Genomic DNA, 23,446 nt, shown 5'->3' on the forward strand with positions numbered 1-23,446 from the left:
AGGGACGCGGAGCGTCCCGGGCTACATTCCCACGCGGAGCGTGGGAACGATCAAACGATCGAGGTTTACCTTCATGCAGCGCCTTACCACCGCTGCATCGCTCACCTGGCTCCTCGGTTAAGGTGAAGTTTGGCGCCCTCGGGCGCCTTTTTTTGTTTGGGATCAGGCAGTGCCCAGAGGCCATTCGGCCAGTGCCCGATAGCGGCCCTTGTGGGATTCGAACAGGATGAAGCGATCGGCGCGCAGGAAAAATTCCGGCGCCGTGACGGCCTCGGGCAGGGGTGCGCGAAAGTCGCGGGCCAAGGTCAGGTGCGGGCGAAATTCCCGGGGGGCGTCTTCCAGGCCAAAGGGCAACAAGGCCTGTTCCAGGTCATACACCAGGCGCAACAATGCCGGCGGTGGCTGTTCCGGCGCCAGTACCAGCGCCCCTGCCCTGCGCCAGACATCCAATCGGTCGAGCACCACCGTCAGTCGCGCGCCAGATGTGCGCACAGATGCGGCTGCCTCACAGATATCAGCGATTCGCGCGTTATCGATCGAACCGAGAAATTTCAGGGTCAGGTGAAAGTTCTCCGCCGGCACCGGGCGTCCACTCCTCAATTGCAATGCGCCACGCCATTGGGCGATGGCCTTGCGTTGTGCCGGCGCGCAGTCCAAGGCAAAGAACAGCCGTTTGAACGGCTCACGGGATTCGTCATTCATGCAGGGGGATCTCTGGCTGGCTCACTTGAGTCTACAACCGACGGGCTGTTTCTGGCGCATGACGGCATGCACGTTATAGTTCATGCAAGCGAACCATCAGGAGGCGGCCATGCGTCAGATCCTCAGCAAAGAACCATGGTGGGCCGCTCCACCCAAGCCCGGGCAGGACGAATTCGAGCTGGAATGGGGCTGGCTGGTGCATTACAGCGAAGGCGAACCGCGTTTCGAGTTCATTCGTGAACGGCCGACGGACGATGAAATCCGCGGGCGCAAGAGTTGCAGGATCACCCCGGCGGCAGAGTGATCCTGCGTTACGCTGTCAGACTTCAAGCAGCTGTTCAAATCCACCGTAAATCATTCTTTGACCATCGAACGGCATCGGATTGACGTCCGGTTTCATGCGCGGGTCTTGCATCATTTTGTCCATGCCGGCATTGCGGGTGTCCTTGTCCGGCCAGACGATCCAGCCGAATGCCACGGTTTCGCCTTCCTTGAGTTTCACCGCCATCGGAAAAGAGGTGACGGTGCCTTGCGGCACGTCTTCGCCCCAGCATTCGACCACACTCAAGGCGCCATTTTCCTTGAAAACCGCCGCAGCGATTTCGGCGTGTTTTTTGTATTGCTCGCGATTGGCGGTAGGCACCGCCGCGACAAAACCATCGATGTAAGACATGAGTCATCTCCTTGCTTCATGGGTTGATCTGCTGGTTAGTCGATTCGGTCGGGCTCCAATCGACAGTTCCCACGCTGACACCGACCGGCGGTTGCGCACTTTGCGCCAGATTGCCTTCGATCTGCCCCGCCATGTACAACGTCCCGGCCATCACGCCACTGGTCGGGCTTTGCACCATCTTCGTCCAGGCCTTGTCGAAGGTGTTGCCCAGACTGCTGCGAATCAGCGCCTCGCTGTCGGGCCGGTCGCTGGCCTGGATCAACGCACGTATCCCCGCGACACCGACGGTAATCAAGCCACCGGCGAGTTTTCCCGCCGCCGCCGCCACGGCACTGGCCGCACCGCGAGGGGCCATTTCCGCCTCGATTCGCTGACTGGCACGCTTGGCAACCGGCGCCATGGCGGTGTCGGTCGAATCGACGCCTTTCTCGCCACCGGCCTTGTGTACCTTGTCGATGAGCGCGGCATAGGCCGGCAGCGAGTTCAACGTCTCGGCGTGAACGATCTGATACAGCGAAGCATCCCGGGCCGATGGCGGCCCGAGGGCTATCGCCGGGACTTTCTGGATCCGGCCATTGAGTTGAGCCATCGGCACGCCGTGGCGCTGGGAGATTTTCTGCAACTCTTCCCTGAGGATGTCGACGTAAAACGCCGACGCCAGACTGAGAATCGCATCCGGATCAATCTCCACCGCCACTGGAGCCAGTACCTTTTCCTGGTATTTCTCCAGCAAGTAAGCGGCCAGGCGCTTTTCCGAGGTGTCCCGCTCGCCCTTGGCGCTGATGGTGTACCAACTGACCTTCATCGACAGCCATTCCTGGGTCCAATAGCTGCTGAACCAGGGGATGAAGTTTTCTTCGGTCAACTGATAGACCCGCGTGCGCCAGTAATCCATGGCGCCACGGGCGTAGATTTTGGTTTGTTCGGTGGCGGATTGCGATGCGCTGACGATTTCCTGATCGACTTGTTGCCAGGTACTTGGCGAGATCATGACCTGCGGCACTTCCACCGGCGCACGCGGAGCTGTGGCGCATCCCGCCAACAGCAGCAGCATGACGACGATCAGCGAGCGCCGATTCAAGATCGCGGTTCCCTAAAGTCTGCGCCAAACCAAATGCCCGACGCTCAAAAACCCTTGATTTGAGTATAGGTGGCAGTCCTTGCCCGCTGGTTGTTGATGTTGTTCTTAATGCCTTCATCGACAGCAGGCTGGCTCCTGCAAGGGACTACTGTGGCAGCCAGCCTGCTAGCGAAGCCCGACCATCACTGCCATCGATACTCACCATCGCCACGAATGCCTTCCGCTCCAAAACCGTCAGCGTAGGATCAGTTTCAACCCCACACGAAACCCTGAAGCGGAGGTTCGAATCATGCTGATCCATCTCCTGACCTGTCTGGCCCTGACGGCCTCCACGTTGAGCGTATTCGCCTGGTTCGTTCTCTCCGAGGAGCGCACGTCATGATCAACGAAGTCACCCTGGCCGTGAGCTTCCCGGTGTTCGGCAACAACTACTACTCGCAGCAATTCGAGTCCCGTAAGGTGTTGACACTGATGTTCGACGAAAAATTCGAAGACTTGCTGATTCCAGCTGCCGGCAATCATTTCAACAACGAAGTGGTGGGGCTCAACGATCAGTTCCGCTTTCTCAACGATGTGTTGGCCGAGCATTTGCTGGCGACCGAAGTCGCCGCTAACGCCCGTCGCCATCAATACTTTTGAGCAATTGTCCCAGTCCCTCGGCGAAACCGGTCGGCGGGGCCATGGCAAACCGCTTGAGCAGTCGGCTGTTGTCGGCGCGCGAATGCTTGATGTCACCGCTGCGCGGCTTGTCGTAGTTCAACGTCAGTGGCCGCCCGAGCAATTCACCTAGCATCGACGCCAGATCATTAACGCTGGTGGAACGGTTGAACCCGACATTGACTGGGTCACTGCCGGGTTGAACATCACCGACAGCCTGTACGAGGATCTTGACCAGGTCGTCTACGTAAACGAAATCCCGTGTTTGCTCCCCATCGCCGTAAACGGTGATCGGGAGTTTTTTTTGCGCCCGCTCGCTGAAAATACTGATCACGCCGGAGTAAGGCGACGAAGGGTCCTGGCGCGGACCATAGACATTGAAAAATCGCAGAATGACCGGCTCAAGATGATGTTGACGACGATAGAAACCCAGAAAGTGTTCGCTGGCCAGTTTGTCGGCGGCATAGGGGGTCAGCGGTTCTTTCACAGTGTCCTCGGTGATCGCGGTGCCTTCGCCATTGTTGCCATAGATCGCCGCACTGGAGGCAAAAACCACCCTCTTTACCCCTTCCTGGCGCATCGCCTCACAAATGTTCAAGGTGCCGACAAAATTACTTTGATGGGTCGCAACCGGGTCGTCTACCGATGCTTGCACTGAAGCTACCGCGGCCAGATGCACCACCGCGCTGCAATCTTTCATCGCCCTCGCCACTGTCGGCCCGTCGGCGACGTCCCCCACCACCAGGGTCAAATGGCAGCGATCAATCGGCAGGTTAGCTAATTTGCCCGTGGATAGATCATCCAGAACACGCACGCCATAGCCTTTTTCAAGCAGCGCTTCGACCAGGTGCGAGCCAATGAAGCCGGCCCCTCCCGTCACAAGAATTCGCTCAGTCATGACTTATTCTCTCTCTTGCTCGGTGGCGGAGGGACGAACCATGGCGATGAAATCGCCTATTTCATCGATGAATTCACGGCCGTCAGTGAGCATTTTTTTCCAGTCAGTGGGAAAGCGCACATTCAATGGCAATTGATCGATTCGCCAGCGTGGCGATAGAGGCTGATCAAACCGCGCGGCAACCTGCAGGCCCATTTCGCTGGCGGCAAACGGCCCGCGCAACACCGTCGGCGTACGTCCGGCGCTGTCAACCGCCTGAACCACGTGGGCGGTCAACCACTCGCCGTCCGGCATGCGTACACGCAACGGCTGACCAATGGCGGCGTAGCTGATGTTCAGTGGCTCCAGATAAATCCACAGCAGCGGATCTTCCAATTGCTCGATGCGCATCAGCAAGGTGCCGGCGCCGACGTTTTCCCCAGGGTTGACCAAAACTTCTGCCACCCGTCCGCTCTGCGCGGCCGCGACCGGCAGCGCGGCAAGCCGCGTCTGCAACCATGCTTGCTCGGCACTGCGCTGTGCCTTATCTCGCTCATCACTCAAGGGCGATTGACTGGCCTGTTGCTCGCGTCGTTCAAACGCCAGCAGATCGGCCCTGAAACTGTCGAGTTCGGACTGGGCGGACAACACCTCTCCCCGGGAAACCGCGCCGCGTACCACGAGCTCTTCAAGCACCTTCACGCGGTCTTCCGCGCGGGCGATACGGGTCCTGAGCAATTGACGTTCGCGGCCACCGAGCTTGGCATTGCTCAAGCGCATCGTATCGGCCGGTATGGCCGCAAGTTGCGCCAGCCGCGCACGCCATTCGGGGTTGTCGAGGTTAACCAGCGGCTGGTCGATCCGCACCTGCTCCCCCGCCTTGACGAACAATTGCTCGACCCGCCCGGCATCCCGCGCTCGGACCTCAAGAATCGGCAGGCGCAATTGCGCCGGCGCGTCGATCATCCACATCCCGTAAACCAACTTGCCACCCAGCCAGATCAAGGGGCTCGCCACCAATAACAGAATCAGATACCAGCGCACCCGGAACGCCATGCGTTTGCCCGGTGCGTAAAGCACCGTCAAGCCTTGTTCCTGAGTAGGGCTCAATTCTTTGCGACTATCGAAACGAATCTTCATGACGGCTCACCGTTTTGGAAAGTCTCGCCAGGCTTGCCAGTCAATTCCGGCAATCCCTTGAGGTTGCAGTTGCTCGCGCCAGACACTGGCCTGGTGTTGCAACTGTTCAGTCGATGCACCGGCCCAGGATTCGGTGGAATCCAGTTGCGGCTCCGTACTTTGCGCCAGGCGAAATTGCAGATCGGGCCAGCGTTTGGCGATAGCCTCTGCTCGTTGCGCACTGTTTTTCGGGTTGCGGGTGTAGATCATCAGGCTGACCTGGCGCACACCCGCTTCGGGAAGCCCACAGGGCACACAGGTTTCTCCGGGTTTCGCGTCGCCAAACCAGCGGGGGTGGCTGGAAATTTCCACCGGCCAAGGGCTTTCGCGGGCCGCCAGGCGCAAAGTGTCGAGCCAGTCTTTCAAACGCTGGTCAGGCACCGGTACGCCCAACTGCTCGACCTCCAGGTCGAGATGCAGGCTGGTGAAGGAAAGGCCGTCGAGTTTTGCCAGTAAATCGCTGAGCTGATGACGCCCCTCAGGCTTTATCCATTCCGGATCGCCAAGCAACACGCTGATCTGCATCCCTGCTCCGGTCGCTTGCTGCAGTAATTGCTCCAGTTGTTCACGCGTGGTGCCAAGGTCCTTGATCTGGGCGGCCTTGAGGCCCAGGTAAATCTTGTCCATACCGGCCTTGCGCAATGCCGCAAGTTCAGCCCCCCGATGCTCGGGATCGAGCAAGGCTTCGCTGTCCCAGACGTAACTGGCCTGGGACCACTGCGAAGGTGCAGCGTGCACCACTTGCGGCGCAATCAGCAGCGTCATGGCGAGCAGAATCGATCGCATATCAAAACCTCGTGGCCCGTTTAAGTACCCACCACGGCGCCATCGAGCTTTCTTCGTGTCCGCGGCGAAACATTTCATTGAGCATTGCCACGGCGCTCCAACAGCGCAGTATCAGCATGAACAGCGGAAAGACCGGCACCAGCACCCCCAAGGTGATGTCCTTGCGGGGCCGGTCCGAGACCATCACCAACATGGCCAGGAACAATATCGAGGTGATCATCAGGTACAACAGGTAAACCATCACGAACAGAATCAGCAACGTCTTGCCCGGCAGAACGAACAACGCAACCAGGGTGTAGGTGAGGATCAGGAAAGGCAGCACCAGCTGGAAAAAGAAGCCCGTGAGCAGAATCATCAGGAAGGTGCGCCAGCCCAGCAGCTTGGGGTCGATGTTGTGGTTGTGCTTTCTGATATAGAGAAAGTACAGGTCGCCGTCCCAGCGCAGGCGCTGCATCAGAAACTCGCGAAGGGTCTTGGGTGCATCGGTGTGGCCGATCGCTTCAGGCTCGAACGGGATTCTCAGGTTGTGGCGCTTGAAGTAGCTCTTGATCCGCAACGTCAGGTCCAGGTCTTCGGCGGTATGCGTGTTCCAGCCACCGATTTTCACCAGGAAGCTGCGGCGAAACGCACCGAAGGCCCCCGAGACGTTGTTGACCAGATTCCATTCCGACAAACCGATTTTCGACATGTGGATGGACAACAGGTACTCCAGCGCCTGCATCGCGGTCACCCATGATGACCAGACGTTGCGCACCCGCAGGCTACCGGCAACCGCCGGCACCGAAGGGTCCTCGAAGTGCCGCACGATGGAGCTGACCATGTTGTTGTCAAAGGACGTATCGCCATCGAGGGCCATGACAATGTCCCCGCTGGCCAGTGACAGGCCGGCGTTCAATGAAGATACCCGTCCGCCCCGCTGCCATTTGGCGATAGGTCGCAAATGGCGCCTGGGGTACAGATACGCATCGACCTTGAAACCGCGTACGGCGCTGAGCGTCGCTTGATTGACCGTGGCGCCGTCGACCACCGGAATCATCTCGATATGGCCGGGGTAGGTCTGTTCACACAGGCTCAACAGTGTGGTTTGTACATCAAGGCCTTCGCTGTAGCAGGTAATGATGCAAGAGACCCGGGGTCGATAGACACTGGTCTTGGGCACGCGCGTGCGCCGACGAGTGAACCAGCGCAGCACACCGAGCATCACCATGACCATCAACGGCAATTCGAACATCAGAAACAGGGGGAACAGCATGTAAAACAATCGGCTCAGCCCGTCCGCTCCCATCAAGGCACTGAGCAGGCTGTAAAGTTGCTCCATGAATGGGCTCATCTCGCATCACCCAATTCGCCGGCCAGTCGGGCCAGCAGCAGTTCACCATCTTCCTGATCGAGGAGCTCCTTGGGTGCGGTGATGCTGACCAACCGTAAGGACACGTCACTGATTTCCGGCGCGGAAAACAGCTCGGCGACCCGGCCGAGACGCTGCTTGACCGATTCCAGCCCCTTTTCGTCAGTATTGGGCAACATGATCCAGAAAAACTCTTCGGTGCTTCGAGAGCAGCGATCCGTTTCCCTGACCGACTCCTGCAGACGATCGGCGACACTGTCGATGAACGCATGGCCACGCTGTTCACCCAGGCGCGTCAACGTGCCGGCCAGGTTGACAAAACGCAGGCCGATCAAGGAAAAAGCCGGGTTCGAATAGCGGCGAACGATCTGGATCTGCCAGTTCAGCAGATCAAAGAAGTCCTTGCCGCCCAGCAGGTTGAGCCTGCCAAAGTGCCGAGACGAACGCTCGCTGAATTCCTGCCGGCAACGAAACCGCCCCGCTTCGGCCAAGCGAAAATCCCGGACTTCTCGCACCCGCAGTTTGTCGGGCGTGTGCGACAACCCGCAATCCAGGCAACGCGCTTGCACTTCGGCATCGACAAAAAACGCCTGGCACGAGCGGCAGCGGTAGTTCTCCATCGGACGGTCGTAATCGCTACCGATGTGACGCAAGCGGTTCAGACAATTGGGGCACAACAGCACGCCATCCTTGAGAAATGATTCCTGAGGCCCGACATGCCCGCAGGTAAAGCAATGCAATGACGGTTGCCGTGATATGTCCATGGCATGACATTCGGCACAGACGTCGATGTAATTGAGCCGCCCCGAACCGCAGTCCGAGCACAACCGGACGCGGTCGATCAGTACGCCCTCCTCCAGCCATTCCTGCTGCACCATCAAACCGAGCCAGACAAACGGGTTGATCGGTTCGTTATCCGCCAGGGCATCCAGCAACGGATAACGGTAATGCTGAGGCACCTGTGGGTCTCGCAGGGCGTACACCTGGGCGTTGTCACGCAGCCACAGCCAGGTCAACACCCGACTTTCGAAACGCTCCTGCCCCGATCCCTGCTTGAAAAGCCGGAAGCGCTCCAGCCAGTTCGCCCAAAGCGTTTTTATTTCGCTGGACTCAACCGGGCACGCTCCGTCACCCAGGGCTTCACACCAGCCATCCTGGTCGCGACAACAGTAGATGAGCGTGTAGCGATAGGGCTCGGTCGAGCGCAGTTTGCGAAGAACTTTTGCTGCGTAAGCGGCGGGCATATCCAACAGGACGACATCAAATGCGACTGCAGCCAACAGACTGCCGAGATCGGTAAAGTGCTCAAGCTCGGGAAGGTTCAATCCGGGAGCTCTATTACCGAGTATCGCAATCCGCGGGTTTTGAGTGGGCATGACGCACGTCCTCTTCAGAAAAGCCAGCGGGGTGAACGGAGGGTACCAACACTAGCATCGCATTAGAAAAGCGTGTGCTTTTATTGTGAAGTTATTTTTTTATCTTGTTTGCGCAACGAACCTTCCGAGATCGCATAATGTTTTTAACTATCCGATAATATGCATAGCCAGCACGCCAACAAGTTTATTTATTATATTAATCAAAGGCTTGTGATCACATCAAAACATTAATCCATCCACCTCATGACTACTGGTTAATTGCCACCAACTAATAGCATCACGCCACCTAACGTATTTGCAATCAACTTTCATTCACAAAAAAAACGGATCCAAATAACAATTGTTGGCAATACCTCACAATGACCGACAAGTTCAGGATTATTTATAACGTACCGCCAACTTTTTATTGCCTGAATATTCTGAGCCGCATAACTGTTACATACCTGAAACAGTGATTGTTTCAAGAACGTACACATGAAACTTTATTGTGTGCAAACCTCCCGAAGGCATCCACGTAACCACTGATGCACGGGGTCGGCGTCCTGTCGGGGGTGCCAGAACATCGCGACGGAAAAGTGCGCAAGGGAAAGCGGCAGCGCAAAGCTGTACATCCCGACTCGCGCCGCGCTGGTGTGTCGCTCCGGCACGCTTGCGATCAGATCCGAAGATCGCGCCAATGCCAATGCCGTCGAGAATCCGGCCACGATGGTCACGGCGCGTCGCTGCAATGCCAGGAGGTGCAGTGCTTCATCGATCGGGCCGTTTTCGAGACCGTGGCGGGACACGCTGATGTGTTGACCCGCTGCGTAGCGCTCGGGGGTGATGGAGCCTTTGCTCAATGGGTGCCCCTCACGTACCACCCCGATGAATCGGTCGCGGAACAAGCCTTGGGTCAACAGCTCCGGGCTGGCGGTTTTACCCACCACGCCGGTTTCCAGGTCGACCGTGCCGTTGCGCAGTGAAGTGCTGTCCTTGTCGGGTTTACTGACGAAGCACAAACGTATGCCCGGTGCCTGTTCGGTGACTCGGGCGATCAGCGCGGCGCCGAAGTTTTCGACGAAGCCTTCGCTGGTGCGCAAGCTGAAGGTGCGCTTTAGACAGCTCAGGTCCGGTTGCTCGGCCGGGCGTAGCACCGCTTCTGCCTGCTGCACCAATTCCCTGACATGCTCGCGCAGTGCCAGCGCCCGCGGCGTTGGCACCAGACCGCGCCCGGCCCGAACCAGCAGCGGATCGCCCATGGTTTCGCGCAGCCGCGCCAGCGCCCGACTCATCGCCGACGGACTCAGGCGCAGGCGCTTGGCGGCCCGAGCGACGCTGCCTTCGCTGAGCAGGACATCGAGAGTAAGCAGCAAGTTGAAGTCGGAACCGGACATGATCGCACCGTAACTGAGTGAAGTGGCGTCAGACGCACGTATTAAGTGCAAGCCGTGCGTCTTCCGCCATGTTAGGCGCGAACGTAGATTGGCGGTAGCTCCAATCGGGAGCCGCCACAAAGAGATACGGCATGGAAACTACATCAGTCGGCTTACCCGCTCTGTCGGTCAAATGGGCACTGCTCAGCCTGTCATCATCAATGCTGCTGTCTTCCTTGGGCGCCAGCATCGCCAACGTGGGTTTGCCGACGTTAGCCGAGGTATTCACAGCATCCTTTCAACAAGTGCAATGGATCGTTCTCGCCTATCTGCTGGCGATTACCACGCTGATCGTCAGCGTCGGGCGCTTGGGTGACCTCATCGGACGGCGTCGTTTGCTGCTAGGCGGAATTGGCGTGTTCACGCTTGCGTCAGCCCTGTGCGGCCTGGCGCCGAGTCTTTCATGGCTGATTGGCGCGCGAGCGCTTCAAGGGCTTGGCGCGGCGATCATGATGGCACTGACATTGGCTTGTGTCAGCGAGACCGTCGGCAAAGAAAAGACCGGTAGCGCCATGGGCCTGCTGGGAACGATGTCGGCCATCGGCACGGCGCTGGGGCCGTCGCTGGGTGGTCTGTTGATCGGCAGTTTCGGCTGGCGGGCGATATTCCTGATCACCGTCCCTCTGGGCTTGCTGACCTTGCTGCTTGCCCTGCGCTACTTGCCTGAGGATCGGCCATCGGCCAGACCCGCGACTTTCGATCCGCTGGGCACTTTGGTACTGGCCTTGACCCTCGGCGCCTACGCGCTGGCCATGACCCTTGGTCGCGGTCATTTCGGCATGCTCAATCTTGCCCTGCTGCTGGCGGCATGCCTGGGGGTCGGTTTGTTCGCATGGGTCCAAGCGCGCGTTGCTGCGCCGCTGGTGCAAGTGGCGATGTTCCGCGACGCACAATTGAGTGGCAGCCTGATCATGAGCCTGTTGGTGACAACGGTTCTGATGAGCACCTTGGTGGTGGGGCCATTCTATCTGTCGCAGTCGCTCGGGTTGAGCGCTGTCGGGGTCGGGCTGGTGTTGTCGGTGGGGCCGTTGGTTGCCGCGTTGACGGGCGTTCCCGCCGGATACATTGCCGACCGCTTCGGTGCCCGGCGCATGACACTCGTCGGACTGATCGCCGTTGCCCTCGGTTGTTTCCTGTTATCGATACTGCCGAGCAGCCTGGGTATGGGGGGCTACATCGCGCCGCTGGTGGTGATCACGCTGGGCTACGCGGTGTTCCAGACCGCCAACAACACGATGGTCATGGCCGAGGTCCAGGCAGATCAACGGGGCGTGGTGTCCGGCCTGCTCAACCTGTCGCGGAATCTGGGGCTGATCACTGGGGCTTCGGTGATGGGTGCGGTATTCGCCATGGCCTCGGCAACGGTCGACATCACCACTGCGCAGCCAGAGGCGATTGCCAGGGGCCTGCGTGTGACCTTTACTGTCGCGCTGGGCCTGATTGGCCTGGCGGGCCTGATCGCAGCGGGCAGCTGCACGCTGATCACAAAGCGTGATCAGCGTTGAACAAGCCTTGACGTTTATTTTTCCAGTTTCAACAAAGGCGTGTCTTTCTTGACGATGTAGGTCGCCAGTTCCGAAGCCTTGTCCTTGCCGACGTTCTTCGCGACATGAGCGGCGCCGGCGGGAATGTACAGTGAGTCACCGGCCTTGAGCGTGACGTTAGGCTGACCTTCGATTTCGTATTCGAATGTCCCTGCAATGACGTGGGCGACTTCGACTCCGGGATGCGAGTGTTTTGGCGAGACCACGCCCGGTTCGAAGTCGACGAGCACCTGGATCACTTCTCGCCCTTCTACATCCAGGTCGTGACGCACCAGATCGGTACGCTTGATGCCTGTCTGCCAGCTCTTGGCAGGGGCCTGGCCGGCGTCGGCGGTTGCCTTGTTTTCCTGGGCCTGAGACAGACCGCTGAACGCGGTGAGTGCTGCGGCGACAATAGCGGCGCCGAGCAGGCTGGCGGCGTTGGTTTTGTTATTTCGGGACATCGCAATTCTCCAATGAGCGCGGGATGAAAAATGCGCGGGGTGCCGTTGTGAGGCTGCTCCATTAGGCGACTTGCGTGTATCGCTGGCGTGTCACGCGGTGCGGTTTTTGTATGCGCAAGTAATGGTTGGCGATGGAGATACGTTCAGATACATGCGTCGCGTCTTTTGCGAAAATATTTTCCAAGGGGTTGATACCTTTTTCGCGGCCGTTCGGTGTGTTGGGAAAGTTTCCTTTTTCCTTTGCTTGCGCAGGCATTGCCGAATGACATCCCGACCGCTTTCGAACCGCTGCAAACACCGGCTCCCCATGAATCTGCTGAGCCTGGCCATTGCCCTGTCCGCCATCGCCCCCGCACACCGCGTCTGGGCTGCCGAAACCAGCCAAAGCGCTACGTCCCACACTTACGCCATCGGCGCCGGGCCACTGTCCAGCGTGTTGGCACAGTTCGCAGCGCAGTCGGGGGTGTTGTTGTCGTTCGACGCCGATTTGCTGAAAGATAAGAACAGCCAGGGCCTGCAAGGTGATTACACCGTACCGTCCGGTTTTGCCCGTTTACTGCAAGGCAGTGGCTATTCGCTGATTGCCACCGGCGCCGACAGCTACACCGTGGCACCCCAGGTCAACAGCGGCGCAGCGCTGGAATTGGGCGCCACCACGGTCAGTGGCGTGGCAAGCGAAGCGGACACCTATGCGGGTGACCAGCTCGCCCGCTCAGCGCGCCTGGGGGTGCTGGGCAATCGCGATATCAATGACGTGCCGTTCAGCGTGGTCAGCTTCACCGCCAAGACCATCGAGGACCAGCAAGCGCGAACCGTCGGTGACGTGCTGCTCAACGATGCGTCGGTGCGCCAGTCCGCAGGTTTTGGCAACTTTTCTCAGGTGTTTACCATTCGCGGCCTGCCACTGACCACGGACGACATTTCGTTCAATGGCCTGTACGGCGTTCTGCCCCGGCAGATCATCACCACCGAAGCGCTGGAACGGGTCGAGCTGTTCAAAGGCCCGAATGCGTTCATCAACGGTGTGGCGCCAGGCGGCAGCGGCATTGGCGGCAGCGTCAACCTGGTGCCCAAGCGCGCGCAGGACACTCCCACCCGCAGCGCAAGCCTCGATTACGCCAGTGACAGCCAGGTCGGTGGGCACATCGACCTCGGCCAGCGCTTCGGTGATGACAACCGTTTCGGCGCGCGGGTCAACCTCGCCCAGCACGGCGGCGATACTGCCGTGGATGATGAAAGCGAGCATTCCCAGTTGATCGCCTTGGGCCTGGATTATCGCGGCGAGCGTCTGCGCGTCTCCACCGACCTTGGCTATCAGAAGCAGCGCATCAACAACGGGCGCTCGGTGGTCTACCCGACCGGCACCAAAGTCCCGCACGCGCCATCGGCCAAGGACAACTATGCCCAGGACTGGACCTGGTCGGAACTCGAAGACACCTACGGCATGGTCAACGGCGAATACGACCTCAACGACAACTGGACGGCCTACGCCGGTGGAGGTGCCAAGCACACCCGGGAAAACGGCCAGTATTCGTCGTTGTACGTCGCCAACGACGGCAGCGGTAAAGTCGGCTTTCTCTATTCACCCCACGACGAAGACAACAAAAGCGCGATTGCCGGTTTGAACGGCCACTTCAACACTGGCCCGGTCTCGCATCAGATGAACGTTGGCTTGTCCGGCACCTGGGGCGAGCAACGTTCGGCATTCGAGGCGATCCTGGTGGCCAACCGCGTCAACGGCAATCTATACAACCCGGTACAGGTGCCGCGCCCGACCAACACTTATTTCGGCAGTGATATTCATGATCCGCGCATTGTCGGCAAGAACCGGGTCAAGAGTGCAGCGGTGTCCGACACCTTGGGGTTCATCGACGACCGCATTCTGCTAACCCTCGGCGTGCGTCGGCAGACCCTCGAAGTCGATGCATGGAACACCACCAGCGGTGCGCGTACGGCCAATTACGAAGAATCGATCACCACGCCGGTCTACGGTCTGGTGATCAAGCCGTGGGAGCATGTGTCGTTCTACGCCAACCGCATCGAAGGCCTGCAACAAGGCCCCACCTCGCCGTCCACCGGCGTGACCAACCCCAATGAAGTGTTCGCTCCCAACCGCAGCAAGCAGACGGAAGCCGGGGTGAAACTGGACTGGAACAGCTTCGGCGCGACGCTGGGTGTGTACCGCATCGAGATGCCGAACAGTTCGACCTCGACCGTCACCGGCAACCGCTTGCCAACCTTCAGCGTCGACGGCGAGCAAGTGAACAAAGGCGTAGAACTGAATGTGTTCGGCGAACCGCTGGACGGCTTGCGCGTGCTTGCGGGGGCGACCTGGATGGACACCGAACAGAAGAAAACCTCCAACGGCCTCAACGACGGGAACCGTGCCGCTGGCGTGCCACGTTTCCAGTACAACCTCGGCGCCGATTGGGACGTGCCGGGCATTCAAGGCGCGGCGCTCAACGCTCGCATGCTGCGCACCGGCGGCGAATACGTCAACGCGGCGAACAGCCTGAGCATCCCGGCCTGGACCCGCGTCGACCTCGGCGCCCGCTTCGGCTTCACGGCCGACGACAAATACATCACCTTGCGCGCCAACGTCGAAAACGTTGCGAACAAGGCGTACTGGTCGTCGGCTTCGACCTCCAACAACTACCTGACTCAAGGTGAGCCCAGGACGCTGAAATTGTCGGCGACGGTGGATTTCTGAAGGACCTTTCGCCCCTCGGCTGCGGCAATCGGAAGGACTTGATCGTCGTAGCAATCCGCAAAATTTAATGAACCCTGCCGGTCCATGTTCACCTAACCGTTTAACCATCAGGAGGTGACACATGCATTTCGAACCAACGTGGATCGTACTCGCGGCAGTGCTATTGATTATTGAATTGTGGGCGATCAATCGGCTACGCAAGAGCGAGGGCAAGGCGAGCACCAGGGGTGTGTGGATGGTGGTGATTGTGTTTGTGCCGTTGCTGGGACTGATTGCCTGGGCTTTGGCCGGGCCGAAGCAGATCGTCCACAACCGGCAATCGGCGCAGGCCCGACAATAACTGAGGCGCTCAGGAAGGGATTTGTATCGATCTGTATTCGAGGCCAGGGAAACTACACAGCGATACACAATCGCGTGCCCAGGACACATACGGTGTACATGAAAGTGAAAAAGTGCGCGGGTCGCCGTTCAACCCCCGCAGGAGCCACTTCATGATCAATCAAATCGATACCGTGCTGTACACCGGCAAGACTGTCACCACCGGCGGTCGCCAAGGCGAGTCGCGTAGTGACGACGGGCGCCTGGACATCAAGCTCTCCCCGCCGGGCTCTTCCGGCAGTGGCACCAATCCCGAGCAATTGCTGGGTGCCGGTTGGTCGGCCTGTTTTATCGGTGCGCTGGGCAAAGCCGCGGCGGCGTTGAAGGTCAGCTTGCCGGCTGACGTCAGCGTCGCGACCGAAATCGATCTGGGCAAGACCGATAACGCGTTTTTCCTCCAGGCGCGTCTCAACGTCAGCCTGCCAGGTGTTGAGCCAACACTGGCCCGCACATTGGTGGACGCTGCCCACCAGACTTGCCCGTATTCCAAGGCAACCCGTGGCAACATCGACGTGACGATCAATCTGGTTTGATGCAATAGTGCAGACAAACAAATGCCCCGGCAGGCGGGGCATTTGATCTTGGCGAACTGCTTGTTCGCAGCTGCACAAGTCGGCTTCGAGAGCCAAGTAGGTGGCCAGTGCTGGTCTCTGGCTTACGAGGTTTATCAGGACTCCCACAGAAACAGCTATTTGCGCTGCCCTGCTTCACACGGCATAAGGGCTGGATCTCAGCGCGGAGATCTTTCTAACCGTGTACCCTTCGGAGCGCGCCCCACGCGTCCTCGCTATCCGCTTGCGCATCAGTCTGCGTTTTCACCTACACCTTCAGAGTAGCAAAGCACTACAAGTGTGGGTTGCTGTTTTTAGACCGATTTCATCCTGTGGCAAATACCGCTGGATTGAAAAATGCTATGCCCATACGTCACTCATCGGAATGCCTACCGCCTACGATCTTCGCGCATTAAGCTCGACTCATGCGCTGCATAAATGCACATTTCGCTGCAATATCGCAGCAGTCGACAAAGTACCTTGTTGCGTTGCTCCCTGTTCGCAGGCTTTTGAGTTGGCATGCGAAATGCCCTCCTGTTATTGCCTGTGGTTTTTCATCCAGGAACCCCATAAACCAGAGTGAGTCGGCTCATCGATGGATATCCTGAATTTGCTGGCCAGAAAAGCCCAGCCTCTTGCCAGTTCCCTGAGTGCCGACGGGCACCTGCTCAACCTTTCCGCCAGCCTGAGCGATCAATTGGGTTATGCACCCGAGGAACTGCTCGACCAGCCGATCGAACGCATCTTTAGCGTCGATTCGATGCGTGCTGTGCATTCGCTGTTTACCAACCCACCGGCCGATGAACAGGTCCAAAGCCTGGAATTGACCCTGATTCGCCGCAACGGCGGGCTGTTGCACGTGATTGCCAGCGGCTTGCTGGAATGGCGGACAGTGCAACCGGCACGTCTTCATCTGTTGAAAATCCCGCTCGGGGTGCTGGGCCATCGGCTACGGGAAATGCACAACGCCAATGAGGTGATGAGCCAGATGCTGCAGAGCGCCAAGGTCGCCTACTGGTGCATTGAGTTCGCCGAGGCGGTGGACATCAACAATTCCCCGGATGAAATCGTCCGCCAGGTGTTCGAAAACGACTCCCATTGGCGCCTGTGCAACCGGGCAATGGCCGATGTGTACGAGATGCCGTCCGATGTCGATTTTAACCAGCAACCCGTGCGACTGTACTGGCCGCGCAGCCCGGCCAACGAAGAGTTCGTGCGGCGTTTGATCGAAGCCGGATTCACCGTCGATTGCGCACTGTCGGTGGACCGTCGCCATGACGGTTCGCCCGCCTACGTGGAAAACGATGTTCGGGCGACCATCGTCAACGGCCAGTTGTTACGGATGTGGGGCAGTATTCGCGACGTCAGCCAGGAACTGCGCATGCAGCACGACGCCGAGCAACGCATCGATGCCCTGCGCCGGGTATTCGATGCGGTGCCTGACGCGGTGCTGGTGATCGATGAACACCTGCAACCGCAATGGCGAAACGCAGCCTTCGAAGAAACCTTCGGGATCACCCAAGGTGCCGGCATCGCTCGATTGTTGCTGGATAACGCCCTGCCCGAGCGCACTTGGCACAGCCTGCCCCTGCCGGGCCTTGGCGGGCGCGAACGGCACTTCAATGTGCATTGTTCGCGCATCCTGATCCGTGAAGGCGTGGCCTGGCGGGTAGCGGTGTTCCGCCAAAGCCACGGCGTTCGCCGCACCGAAGAGTTGCACCCATGAAAGATACCAACCTGCCTCCAACCATGCAGATGGGCATGCGTTCTTCGGTCAATGTCAGCACTGAAGTGCTCGGTGCACTGCTGCAAACTCCAGCGCTGCACGCCTTGCTCGACAGCTTCAGCGAAGCGCTGATCGTGACGGACGGCGAAGGCCAGGTGCGCTTTCTCAATCTGGCCGCCGAACGGGTCAACCGGCTCTCCAAACAGCAAGCCGTCGGGCTGTCGGAAAGTGATTTCTTCCAGCGTTCGGCGTTGAACTACGACGATTTGCTGGCTGCATTGAATCGTGGTGGCAACAGCGCGTTGACCCGCTCGCGGGAAGGTCGCGTGCTGCTCAGCAGCACGCATGCGATCCCCACGGGGGCTTACGAAAAACCCTTCCGCATGTTGACCCAGAAAGACTTCGACGGCAGCCAGCCACAGCGGCGAGCCGCCCTTGGCGGCCGACCGGTAGAACCCCAGGGCCTGCGAGATCCTCAGGACAATGCCCTGCATCTTTCCCCGCAACTGTCGAGCATCGCCGATACCGGCGTGCGCGCTTTTCGCCGGCGCGCACGGTTGTTGCTGCTGGGTGAACCGGGGGTCGGCAAGACCGCCATCGCCCGGCATATTCATCGGGCGGCCGGTTGGGGTGACCGGCCGTTCATTCACGTCAATTGCGGGAGCATTCCCGAGAGCCTGTTCGAATCGGAGATGTTCGGCTACGAGCGCGGCGCCTTTACCGGCGCCTTGCAGGGCGGCAAGCAGGGCTATATCGAGGCGGCCTCGGGCGGGACATTGTTTCTCGACGAGATCGGCGAAATCCCCCTGCATGTGCAGGCCAAGCTCCTGAAGTTTCTGGAAGACAGCACCATCCAGTCAGTCGGCTCGCCCCTGAGCAAGACCGTACAGGTGCAGGTCATCGCCGCCACCAATAAAGACCTGCGCCATTTGGTGAGCATCGGCGAATTTCGTGCCGACCTTTACTATCGACTCGCCGTGCTGCCGGTTGAAATTCCGCCGCTGCGTCAGCATCGGGATGACTTGCCGTTCCTGATCGATATTCTCCTGAGTCGCATCAATGGCGACCGCGAGCCGTCGCTGAGCCTGTCGAGCGGCTGCCGCAAGCGTCTGATGAGCTACGACTTCCCCGGCAATATTCGTGAACTGGTGAACATTTTCGAGCGGCTGGCGGTGCTTGCCGACGATGAAGCGCAGGAACATCACCTGCCAGCCGAACTGCTGGGACCGCAGCGATCGCCGCAGCACCAGAGCCCTTCCTTCGTGGAGGTCGAGACGCAAGACAACCCGGAGCAAAACCTCAAGCTTCAGGTTCAACAGTTCGAACGCCATGTGATCCTTCAGGCCGTGGACCTGTGCGGCAGCAAACGCAAGGCGGCGCAGCACCTGGGCATCGACATCGGCACGCTGATTCGCAAGCTGCAGCGCGATTGACCGCCGTCAGGCGGTTCCACGGGGATTGTGCGCTGTCCGGCACTCCTCCAGCCGCTGCAAAAACGCATACACATCTGCTTACTTTTGCCTGCATCGCAGTCCAGCAAAAATAATACTTCCTTATATTTCAACAAGTTAATCACTTGGCACGACCTGTGCTCCTGCTATCTGCAACCCACCATCGTTGGGCTTTGCATCGCAGCCGGCTTCCAAACGCCGGCTCGCTAGCCAGGAGGAATAATAAGAATGTTGATCACCGGGATCAAAAGCCGACCGGTCTATGACCGGTTGCAACCATTACCGGGAGGCAGGCGCCATATCGTTGCCGGGCAAGGCAGCGGCGGTCGTGCCATGTTGCGTTTGCTGGACGAACTGGTGGAGCTGGATTGCCCCATTACCTTGCTGTATTCCCGCGAGTCGTTTTCCGGGCAGGACTTCCTCGCACCTTTGCAGCAGCGCCACCCCGATCTGCCATTGCAGGTCGTTGAGACGAACCAAGCGTTGATCGACGCGCTCAAGGTGCTGCTCGCCGATGCCCGCATGGGCACCCGCCTGTATCTGGCCGGCTCCGAAAGCTTCCTCGGCAGCGCCATGCAAGTGGCCACGCATTTCGACCTCAACCGCGACGAAGTCCTGCGCGAGCACTCCGGCACCCTCGTGCGCCGGGTCTGGTGCGTGCACTGCGACACCTATACCGAAAACGTCACCCAACGTGTCTACGACTGCCCCGGCTGCGGCCTGACGCTGGTGGTGCGCGATCACTATTCCCGGCGCCTGGCAGCGTTTCAGGCGGTCAAGGCCGACGCCGAAGTACCGGGCGAACTACCCCCTGCCGAGGAGCTCGATACATGAGCCAGAACAATGGGACTTTGAATCTGCGTGTGGCCCGCATCGAAGCGGTGACCCCGGAAATCAAACGCTTCACCCTGGTCTCGCCGACCGGCGCGCACTTGCCGGCGTTCTCCGGTGGCAGTCACGTCGTGGTGTTGATCGCCAATCAGAGCAACACCCTGCGCAACCCCTACTCGCTCCTGAGCTCGCCCTACGACACCAGCAGCTACCAGATTGCCGTGCGTCGGGTGGACAGCGGTCGCGGCGGTTCGGTCGCGCTGCACGATTCGGTGAACGAAGGGGACATGATCGAGGTGACTCCGCCAGTCAATCTCTTCCCGTTGATCAAACAGGCGCGCCTGCATTTGTTCATCGCCGGCGGTGTCGGCATTACCCCGGTGATTTCGCAATTGGAAGAATTGCGCCTGAGCAAGGTGCCGTTCGAGCTGCATTACGCAGTGCGTGGCGAAGAACATGCGCAATTGGGCGAAGAGTTAAAGGCCATCTATGGCCAGCAGGTGCATCTGTACCGCAAGGGTGTCGAATCGCGCATGGAAATCGGCAAGATTCTGGCCGACCGTGCGTTGGGAAGTCACGTCTACGTGTGCGGCCCGGACAGCATGATCGATGCCACCCTGGCGTGCGCTCGCGACCTTGGCTGGACCGACAGCCATGTGCACTTCGAACGTTTCCTGGAACAAAGCAGCGGCGGCGAAGCCTTCAGCTTCACCCTCGGCCGCAGCGGCACGACCATCGAGGTTTCACCCGACCAGACCATGCTCGAAGCGGTCGAAGCCGCTGGCTTCAGCATGCCTTACCTGTGTCGTGGCGGGGCCTGTGGGCATTGTGAAACCCCCGTGCTGGAACTCGACGGCGAACTGCTGCACAGCGACGACTGGCTGTCCGACGACGACAAGACCAGTGGCAAGAAAATCATGCCCTGCGTATCCCGCGCCAAATGCAATCGCCTGGTCATCGACCTCTGATCGACGGAGAAAAAACAATGAACATAAAATTCAATCCCGACGAAACCTACCGCGACGACTACACCTTCGCCAACAGCCCGGAAACCATCGCGCGCGCGCCCTTCCCGTTTCCCGATGACGAGTACATGTATTCGATGAACCTCGAACCGCATGTCTCGGTGGGCGACGGTGCATTCCGCGCCGCATTCGATATCGACGAGCACTACATCAGCGAGTGCCGCGATCGCGCCATCACCCTGGAGAAAGACCCGGGCATGCACTATGTCTCGGCACCGCACATGATGGAGGCGCAATGGGACCTTCTGGAATTGATCATGGAGTCCTATGCCCGGGATTACCCGCAGTACTTCAGCCTGGAGCGCGACGGTCGCCAGTGGCACTGGACCAACCGGCTGCTGGGCATCGACGACCGTTTCACCTTTGGCGACCCGACCACCCTGCCCTATGAGCCAATGGAATACGTGACCCGTCAGGCTCAGGGCGACTGGGTCTTGCAGGAAGAACGCGACGGCACGTTGTACTGGGGTGCCGGCATCGCCACTCAGCGTGCCGACTATTCGCTGCGTTTCAACCTCGGCATGAGCTGGGAAGAATTCCACGGTCCGGTACCGCTGGTGAAGGAAATCGGCATGCTCGACCGTGCCCTGAAATTCCTGCTGCGCCTGCGTATCGGCCACCCGGTGCGTCGCCTGAACTGGTCGCTGACGGTCAACCCGCGTCTGGAAGTGTCGGCTGAAAGCCTGCCGGAATGGGCACCCGACCGAACCATCGTCACCGCCGAAAACGCCGGCAAGCTGGTGTATCTGCGCATCGAACTGCAACCGCTGCATCGCCTGCCACGCAGTAACGCCATTGTCTTTCCGATTCGCACCTACCTGTTGAGCCTCGAAGACATCGCCACCAATCCGGCGTGGGCCCGGCGCATGCACCGCGTGTTGCGCGACTTGAATCAACAACTGGTCGACTACAAGGGGTTCAGCCGTTACCGCGACGCGGCGGTGGAGTGGCTGTCCCAATACGACGACGAAGCCAAAGCCTGACGCAATCCCCTGTGGGAGCCAGCCTGCTGGCGATGGCGGTCGTGAGGGCCCCATCGCCAGCAGGCTGGCTCCCACAGGATCGAGTACCCGCAATCCACTGCCATTGATAATGAGGAAATAACATGAGTGGCTCATCTAACACGCGTGCAAGCAGCAGCGTCGACCAGGACGCGGAACAACTGCGCGCCCTCGGCTACAGCTCCGATTTCAACCGCAGCATGAGTCTGTGGGAGAACTTTTCCCTGGGCTTTACCTACTTGTCGCCCGTCGTCGGCGTCTACACCCTGTTCGGTTTGTGTCTGGCTGCCGGCGGCCCGCCAATGTTCTGGTCTTATCTGTTGATCGGTGCCGGGCAGATGCTGGTGTGCCTGATTTTTGGTGAAGTGGTTTCGCAGTTCCCGATTTCCGGCGGTGTTTACCCTTGGGCTCGTCGCCTGGTGGGCAAGCGCTGGGCGTGGATGGTCGGCTGGGTGTATGCCTGGGCCTTGTGCGCCACTATCGCCGGGGTCGCGGTGGGGGCCGGGCCGTATCTGGCGATCATGCTGGGCTTCAGCCCCGGTCCCGAGGCCAACATCTACATCGCCCTGGCAATTATCCTGCTGTCCACCGCGTTGAACCTGGTGGGCACAAAGTTGCTGGCGCAGGTGGCGATGTTCGGCTTTCTCTGCGAGCTGGTCGGAGCGATTCTCGTCGGTGGCTATCTGCTGATCTTCGAGCGTCATCAACCGTTCAGCGTGCTGTTTGACACCTTCAACCTTGAGGTCAATGGTTCGTACTTGCCGGCGTTCCTCGCGGCGTCCCTGGCCGGTCTGTTCCAGTACTACGGCTTCGAGGCTTGCGGCGATGTCGCCGAAGAAACCCCGAACCCGGGCAAACGCATTCCCAAAGCCATGCGCATGACCATTTACATCGGTGGCGCGGCGGCGATGTTCGCTTGCCTGGCGCTGATCCTTTCGGTTCCGGACATGGCCAAGGTTTTGGCCGGCGAAGACACCGACCCGGTCGCGACCATCCTGGCCAACGCGTTTGGCCCCGTGGGTTCGCGCCTGGTGATGGCGGTGGTGATGGTTTCGTTCATTTCCTGCGTGTTGAGCCTGCAAGCGGCCGCCAGCCGGTTGCTGTTCGCCTATGCCCGGGACGAAATGATCGTCGGCAGTTCGCTGTTCAAGCGTCTGTCGGCAAACCATGTGCCATCGTTCGCGCTGCTGGTCAGCGGCCTGGTGCCGGCGGCGATTGTCTGCCTGGGCATGTTCATGGCCGACGCCGTGGCCACCATTGTCGGCTTTGCGGCCATCGGTATTTACGTGGCGTTCCAGCTGATCGTGGTCGCCGCGTTGATCGCCCGCGCCAAGGGCTGGCGCCCGAATGGTCAATTCACCCTCGGTGCCTGGGGCTTGTGGATCAACCTGGCCGCGCTGATTTATGGCGTTTGCGCGATCATCAACATGGTCTGGCCGCGCTCGCCGGATGCGCCGTGGTACATCAACTATTCAATGATCCTGACCACCCTGGTGGTGATGGGTGCCGGTCTGGTCTACATGCTGCTGGGCAAGCCTTACGACAAAGGCACGGCACCGGCGGGTGACGCGTGGAAGTTCTCGAAACCACAGACCAAAGCGTCGCAAAGAGTCGTGGTCGGTAACTGACAACCCCATTTCCCAATGTGGGAACCGAATTCCTGTGGGAGCTGGCTTGCCAGCGATGGGGCCGGAA

23 protein-coding genes are annotated in these 23,446 nt (G+C 59.5%); 12 read left to right on the forward strand and 11 right to left on the reverse strand.

The annotated features are described in order from the left end of the window. Positions 1-162 precede the first annotated feature (162 nt). Entirely contained in the window at positions 163-702 is a 540-nt protein-coding gene (thpR, locus tag D8U69_RS24610; protein ID WP_056853447.1) for an RNA 2',3'-cyclic phosphodiesterase, read from the reverse strand. Between the two features lie 109 nt (positions 703-811). Here thpR and D8U69_RS24615 point away from each other — a divergent pair, with 109 nt between their 5' ends. Continuing rightward, positions 812-1,006, forward strand: coding sequence for a hypothetical protein (locus tag D8U69_RS24615; protein WP_056853446.1), 195 nt, complete (start codon positions 812-814; stop codon positions 1,004-1,006). A gap of 15 nt (positions 1,007-1,021) precedes the next feature. Here D8U69_RS24615 and D8U69_RS24620 read toward each other — a convergent pair whose 3' ends face one another. After that, a complete protein-coding gene (locus D8U69_RS24620; RefSeq protein WP_130908353.1) occupies positions 1,022-1,375 on the reverse strand; it encodes a DUF1428 domain-containing protein in 354 nt (117 codons plus the stop codon). 16 nt (positions 1,376-1,391) lie between these two features. Next, positions 1,392-2,456, reverse strand: a complete 1,065-nt coding sequence (locus D8U69_RS24625) for a hypothetical protein (RefSeq protein ID WP_130908354.1) — start codon at positions 2,454-2,456, stop codon at positions 1,392-1,394. 378 nt (positions 2,457-2,834) lie between these two features. On the opposite strand from D8U69_RS24625, the gene D8U69_RS24630 reads away from it, so the two are divergent. Beyond that, the gene (locus D8U69_RS24630) at positions 2,835-3,095 is read left to right on the forward strand and encodes a hypothetical protein (protein WP_056853443.1); all 261 of its coding nucleotides are present in this window, start codon (positions 2,835-2,837) and stop codon (positions 3,093-3,095) included. Here the strand turns inward: D8U69_RS24630 and D8U69_RS24635 are convergent. The 6 genes from D8U69_RS24635 to D8U69_RS24660 all read right to left on the reverse strand — a co-directional run bounded on the left by D8U69_RS24635 (position 3,067) and on the right by D8U69_RS24660 (position 10,052). Beyond that, a complete protein-coding gene (locus tag D8U69_RS24635; protein WP_130908355.1) occupies positions 3,067-4,011 on the reverse strand; it encodes an NAD-dependent epimerase/dehydratase family protein in 945 nt (314 codons plus the stop codon). The two genes, D8U69_RS24630 and D8U69_RS24635, sit on opposite strands and share 29 nt — an antisense overlap. Positions 4,012-4,014: 3 nt before the next feature. After that, entirely contained in the window at positions 4,015-5,130 is a 1,116-nt protein-coding gene (locus D8U69_RS24640; protein WP_130904330.1) for a biotin/lipoyl-binding protein, read from the reverse strand. A gap of 6 nt (positions 5,131-5,136) precedes the next feature. Next, a complete protein-coding gene (locus tag D8U69_RS24645; protein WP_130908356.1) occupies positions 5,137-5,955 on the reverse strand; it encodes a hypothetical protein in 819 nt (272 codons plus the stop codon). A 1-nt stretch (position 5,956) separates the two neighbouring features. Further along, complete coding sequence (locus tag D8U69_RS24650) at positions 5,957-7,273, reverse strand: glycosyltransferase (RefSeq protein WP_241668508.1); 1,317 nt, start codon at positions 7,271-7,273, stop codon at positions 5,957-5,959. A gap of 8 nt (positions 7,274-7,281) precedes the next feature. Beyond that, positions 7,282-8,679, reverse strand: a complete 1,398-nt coding sequence (locus D8U69_RS24655; RefSeq protein WP_130908357.1) for a diguanylate cyclase — start codon at positions 8,677-8,679, stop codon at positions 7,282-7,284. Between the two features lie 482 nt (positions 8,680-9,161). Continuing rightward, entirely contained in the window at positions 9,162-10,052 is an 891-nt protein-coding gene (locus tag D8U69_RS24660) for a LysR family transcriptional regulator (RefSeq protein WP_130908358.1), read from the reverse strand. 131 nt (positions 10,053-10,183) lie between these two features. Between D8U69_RS24660 and D8U69_RS24665 the strand changes: the two genes are divergently transcribed. Next, positions 10,184-11,596, forward strand: a complete 1,413-nt coding sequence (locus tag D8U69_RS24665; protein ID WP_130908359.1) for an MFS transporter — start codon at positions 10,184-10,186, stop codon at positions 11,594-11,596. 14 nt (positions 11,597-11,610) lie between these two features. Here the strand turns inward: D8U69_RS24665 and D8U69_RS24670 are convergent, their stop codons facing one another. Together D8U69_RS24670 and D8U69_RS24675 are read right to left on the reverse strand one after the other, a co-directional pair. Next, entirely contained in the window at positions 11,611-12,078 is a 468-nt protein-coding gene (locus D8U69_RS24670) for a cupin domain-containing protein (RefSeq protein WP_056853435.1), read from the reverse strand. A 61-nt stretch (positions 12,079-12,139) separates the two neighbouring features. Then, the gene (locus tag D8U69_RS24675; protein ID WP_130904336.1) at positions 12,140-12,334 is read right to left on the reverse strand and encodes a hypothetical protein; all 195 of its coding nucleotides are present in this window, start codon (positions 12,332-12,334) and stop codon (positions 12,140-12,142) included. Between the two features lie 6 nt (positions 12,335-12,340). Between D8U69_RS24675 and D8U69_RS24680 the strand changes: the two genes are divergently transcribed. The 9 genes from D8U69_RS24680 to D8U69_RS24720 all read left to right on the forward strand — a co-directional run bounded on the left by D8U69_RS24680 (position 12,341) and on the right by D8U69_RS24720 (position 23,379). Next, positions 12,341-14,788 carry a TonB-dependent receptor gene (locus D8U69_RS24680; protein WP_130908360.1) on the forward strand — a complete coding sequence of 816 codons (2,448 nt, stop codon included), beginning with the start codon at positions 12,341-12,343 and terminating at the stop codon, positions 14,786-14,788. Between the two features lie 121 nt (positions 14,789-14,909). Continuing rightward, entirely contained in the window at positions 14,910-15,128 is a 219-nt protein-coding gene (locus D8U69_RS24685; RefSeq protein WP_056853432.1) for a PLD nuclease N-terminal domain-containing protein, read from the forward strand. 151 nt (positions 15,129-15,279) lie between these two features. Then, complete coding sequence (locus tag D8U69_RS24690; protein ID WP_056853431.1) at positions 15,280-15,699, forward strand: organic hydroperoxide resistance protein; 420 nt, start codon at positions 15,280-15,282, stop codon at positions 15,697-15,699. Between the two features lie 613 nt (positions 15,700-16,312). Next, positions 16,313-17,443, forward strand: coding sequence for a PAS domain-containing protein (locus D8U69_RS24695; RefSeq protein ID WP_130908361.1), 1,131 nt, complete (start codon positions 16,313-16,315; stop codon positions 17,441-17,443). Then, positions 17,440-18,876, forward strand: a complete 1,437-nt coding sequence (locus D8U69_RS24700; protein WP_130908362.1) for a sigma 54-interacting transcriptional regulator — start codon at positions 17,440-17,442, stop codon at positions 18,874-18,876. Before D8U69_RS24695 ends, D8U69_RS24700 begins: the two co-directional genes overlap by 4 nt. Before the next feature lie 246 nt (positions 18,877-19,122). Then, on the forward strand, positions 19,123-19,728 hold the full coding sequence (locus D8U69_RS24705) for a dimethylamine monooxygenase subunit DmmA family protein (protein WP_056853428.1): 606 nt from the start codon (positions 19,123-19,125) through the stop codon (positions 19,726-19,728). Then, on the forward strand, positions 19,725-20,693 hold the full coding sequence (locus tag D8U69_RS24710; protein ID WP_130908363.1) for a PDR/VanB family oxidoreductase: 969 nt from the start codon (positions 19,725-19,727) through the stop codon (positions 20,691-20,693). The genes D8U69_RS24705 and D8U69_RS24710 overlap by 4 nt, the downstream gene beginning before the upstream one ends. A 17-nt stretch (positions 20,694-20,710) precedes the next feature. Beyond that, positions 20,711-21,733: a DUF3445 domain-containing protein gene (locus D8U69_RS24715; protein ID WP_056853426.1), complete on the forward strand. Its 1,023-nt coding sequence runs from the start codon at positions 20,711-20,713 to the stop codon at positions 21,731-21,733. Positions 21,734-21,855: 122 nt separating this feature from the next. Then, entirely contained in the window at positions 21,856-23,379 is a 1,524-nt protein-coding gene (locus tag D8U69_RS24720) for an amino acid permease (protein ID WP_056853425.1), read from the forward strand. Positions 23,380-23,446 lie beyond the last annotated feature (67 nt).

The organism is Pseudomonas sp. Sample_16, from assembly GCF_004307665.1.
Classification (GTDB): Bacteria; Pseudomonadota; Gammaproteobacteria; order Pseudomonadales; family Pseudomonadaceae; genus Aquipseudomonas.

Excerpts from the sequence above, each read along its gene's own strand:
- thpR (WP_056853447.1), bottom strand. The coding sequence starts at position 702 with ATGAATGACGAATCCCGTGAGCCGTTCAAACGGCTGTTCTTTGCCTTG.
- D8U69_RS24615 (WP_056853446.1), top strand. The coding sequence starts at position 812 with ATGCGTCAGATCCTCAGCAAAGAACCATGGTGGGCCGCTCCACCCAAG.
- D8U69_RS24620 (WP_130908353.1), bottom strand. The coding sequence starts at position 1,375 with ATGTCTTACATCGATGGTTTTGTCGCGGCGGTGCCTACCGCCAATCGC.
- D8U69_RS24630 (WP_056853443.1), top strand. The coding sequence starts at position 2,835 with ATGATCAACGAAGTCACCCTGGCCGTGAGCTTCCCGGTGTTCGGCAAC.
- D8U69_RS24635 (WP_130908355.1), bottom strand. The coding sequence starts at position 4,011 with ATGACTGAGCGAATTCTTGTGACGGGAGGGGCCGGCTTCATTGGCTCG.
- D8U69_RS24640 (WP_130904330.1), bottom strand. The coding sequence starts at position 5,130 with ATGAAGATTCGTTTCGATAGTCGCAAAGAATTGAGCCCTACTCAGGAA.
- D8U69_RS24645 (WP_130908356.1), bottom strand. The coding sequence starts at position 5,955 with ATGCGATCGATTCTGCTCGCCATGACGCTGCTGATTGCGCCGCAAGTG.
- D8U69_RS24650 (WP_241668508.1), bottom strand. The coding sequence starts at position 7,273 with ATGGAGCAACTTTACAGCCTGCTCAGTGCCTTGATGGGAGCGGACGGG.
- D8U69_RS24655 (WP_130908357.1), bottom strand. The coding sequence starts at position 8,679 with ATGCCCACTCAAAACCCGCGGATTGCGATACTCGGTAATAGAGCTCCC.
- D8U69_RS24660 (WP_130908358.1), bottom strand. The coding sequence starts at position 10,052 with ATGTCCGGTTCCGACTTCAACTTGCTGCTTACTCTCGATGTCCTGCTC.
- D8U69_RS24665 (WP_130908359.1), top strand. The coding sequence starts at position 10,184 with ATGGAAACTACATCAGTCGGCTTACCCGCTCTGTCGGTCAAATGGGCA.
- D8U69_RS24670 (WP_056853435.1), bottom strand. The coding sequence starts at position 12,078 with ATGTCCCGAAATAACAAAACCAACGCCGCCAGCCTGCTCGGCGCCGCT.
- D8U69_RS24675 (WP_130904336.1), bottom strand. The coding sequence starts at position 12,334 with ATGCCTGCGCAAGCAAAGGAAAAAGGAAACTTTCCCAACACACCGAAC.
- D8U69_RS24680 (WP_130908360.1), top strand. The coding sequence starts at position 12,341 with ATGACATCCCGACCGCTTTCGAACCGCTGCAAACACCGGCTCCCCATG.
- D8U69_RS24685 (WP_056853432.1), top strand. The coding sequence starts at position 14,910 with ATGCATTTCGAACCAACGTGGATCGTACTCGCGGCAGTGCTATTGATT.
- D8U69_RS24690 (WP_056853431.1), top strand. The coding sequence starts at position 15,280 with ATGATCAATCAAATCGATACCGTGCTGTACACCGGCAAGACTGTCACC.
- D8U69_RS24695 (WP_130908361.1), top strand. The coding sequence starts at position 16,313 with ATGGATATCCTGAATTTGCTGGCCAGAAAAGCCCAGCCTCTTGCCAGT.
- D8U69_RS24700 (WP_130908362.1), top strand. The coding sequence starts at position 17,440 with ATGAAAGATACCAACCTGCCTCCAACCATGCAGATGGGCATGCGTTCT.
- D8U69_RS24705 (WP_056853428.1), top strand. The coding sequence starts at position 19,123 with ATGTTGATCACCGGGATCAAAAGCCGACCGGTCTATGACCGGTTGCAA.
- D8U69_RS24710 (WP_130908363.1), top strand. The coding sequence starts at position 19,725 with ATGAGCCAGAACAATGGGACTTTGAATCTGCGTGTGGCCCGCATCGAA.
- D8U69_RS24715 (WP_056853426.1), top strand. The coding sequence starts at position 20,711 with ATGAACATAAAATTCAATCCCGACGAAACCTACCGCGACGACTACACC.
- D8U69_RS24720 (WP_056853425.1), top strand. The coding sequence starts at position 21,856 with ATGAGTGGCTCATCTAACACGCGTGCAAGCAGCAGCGTCGACCAGGAC.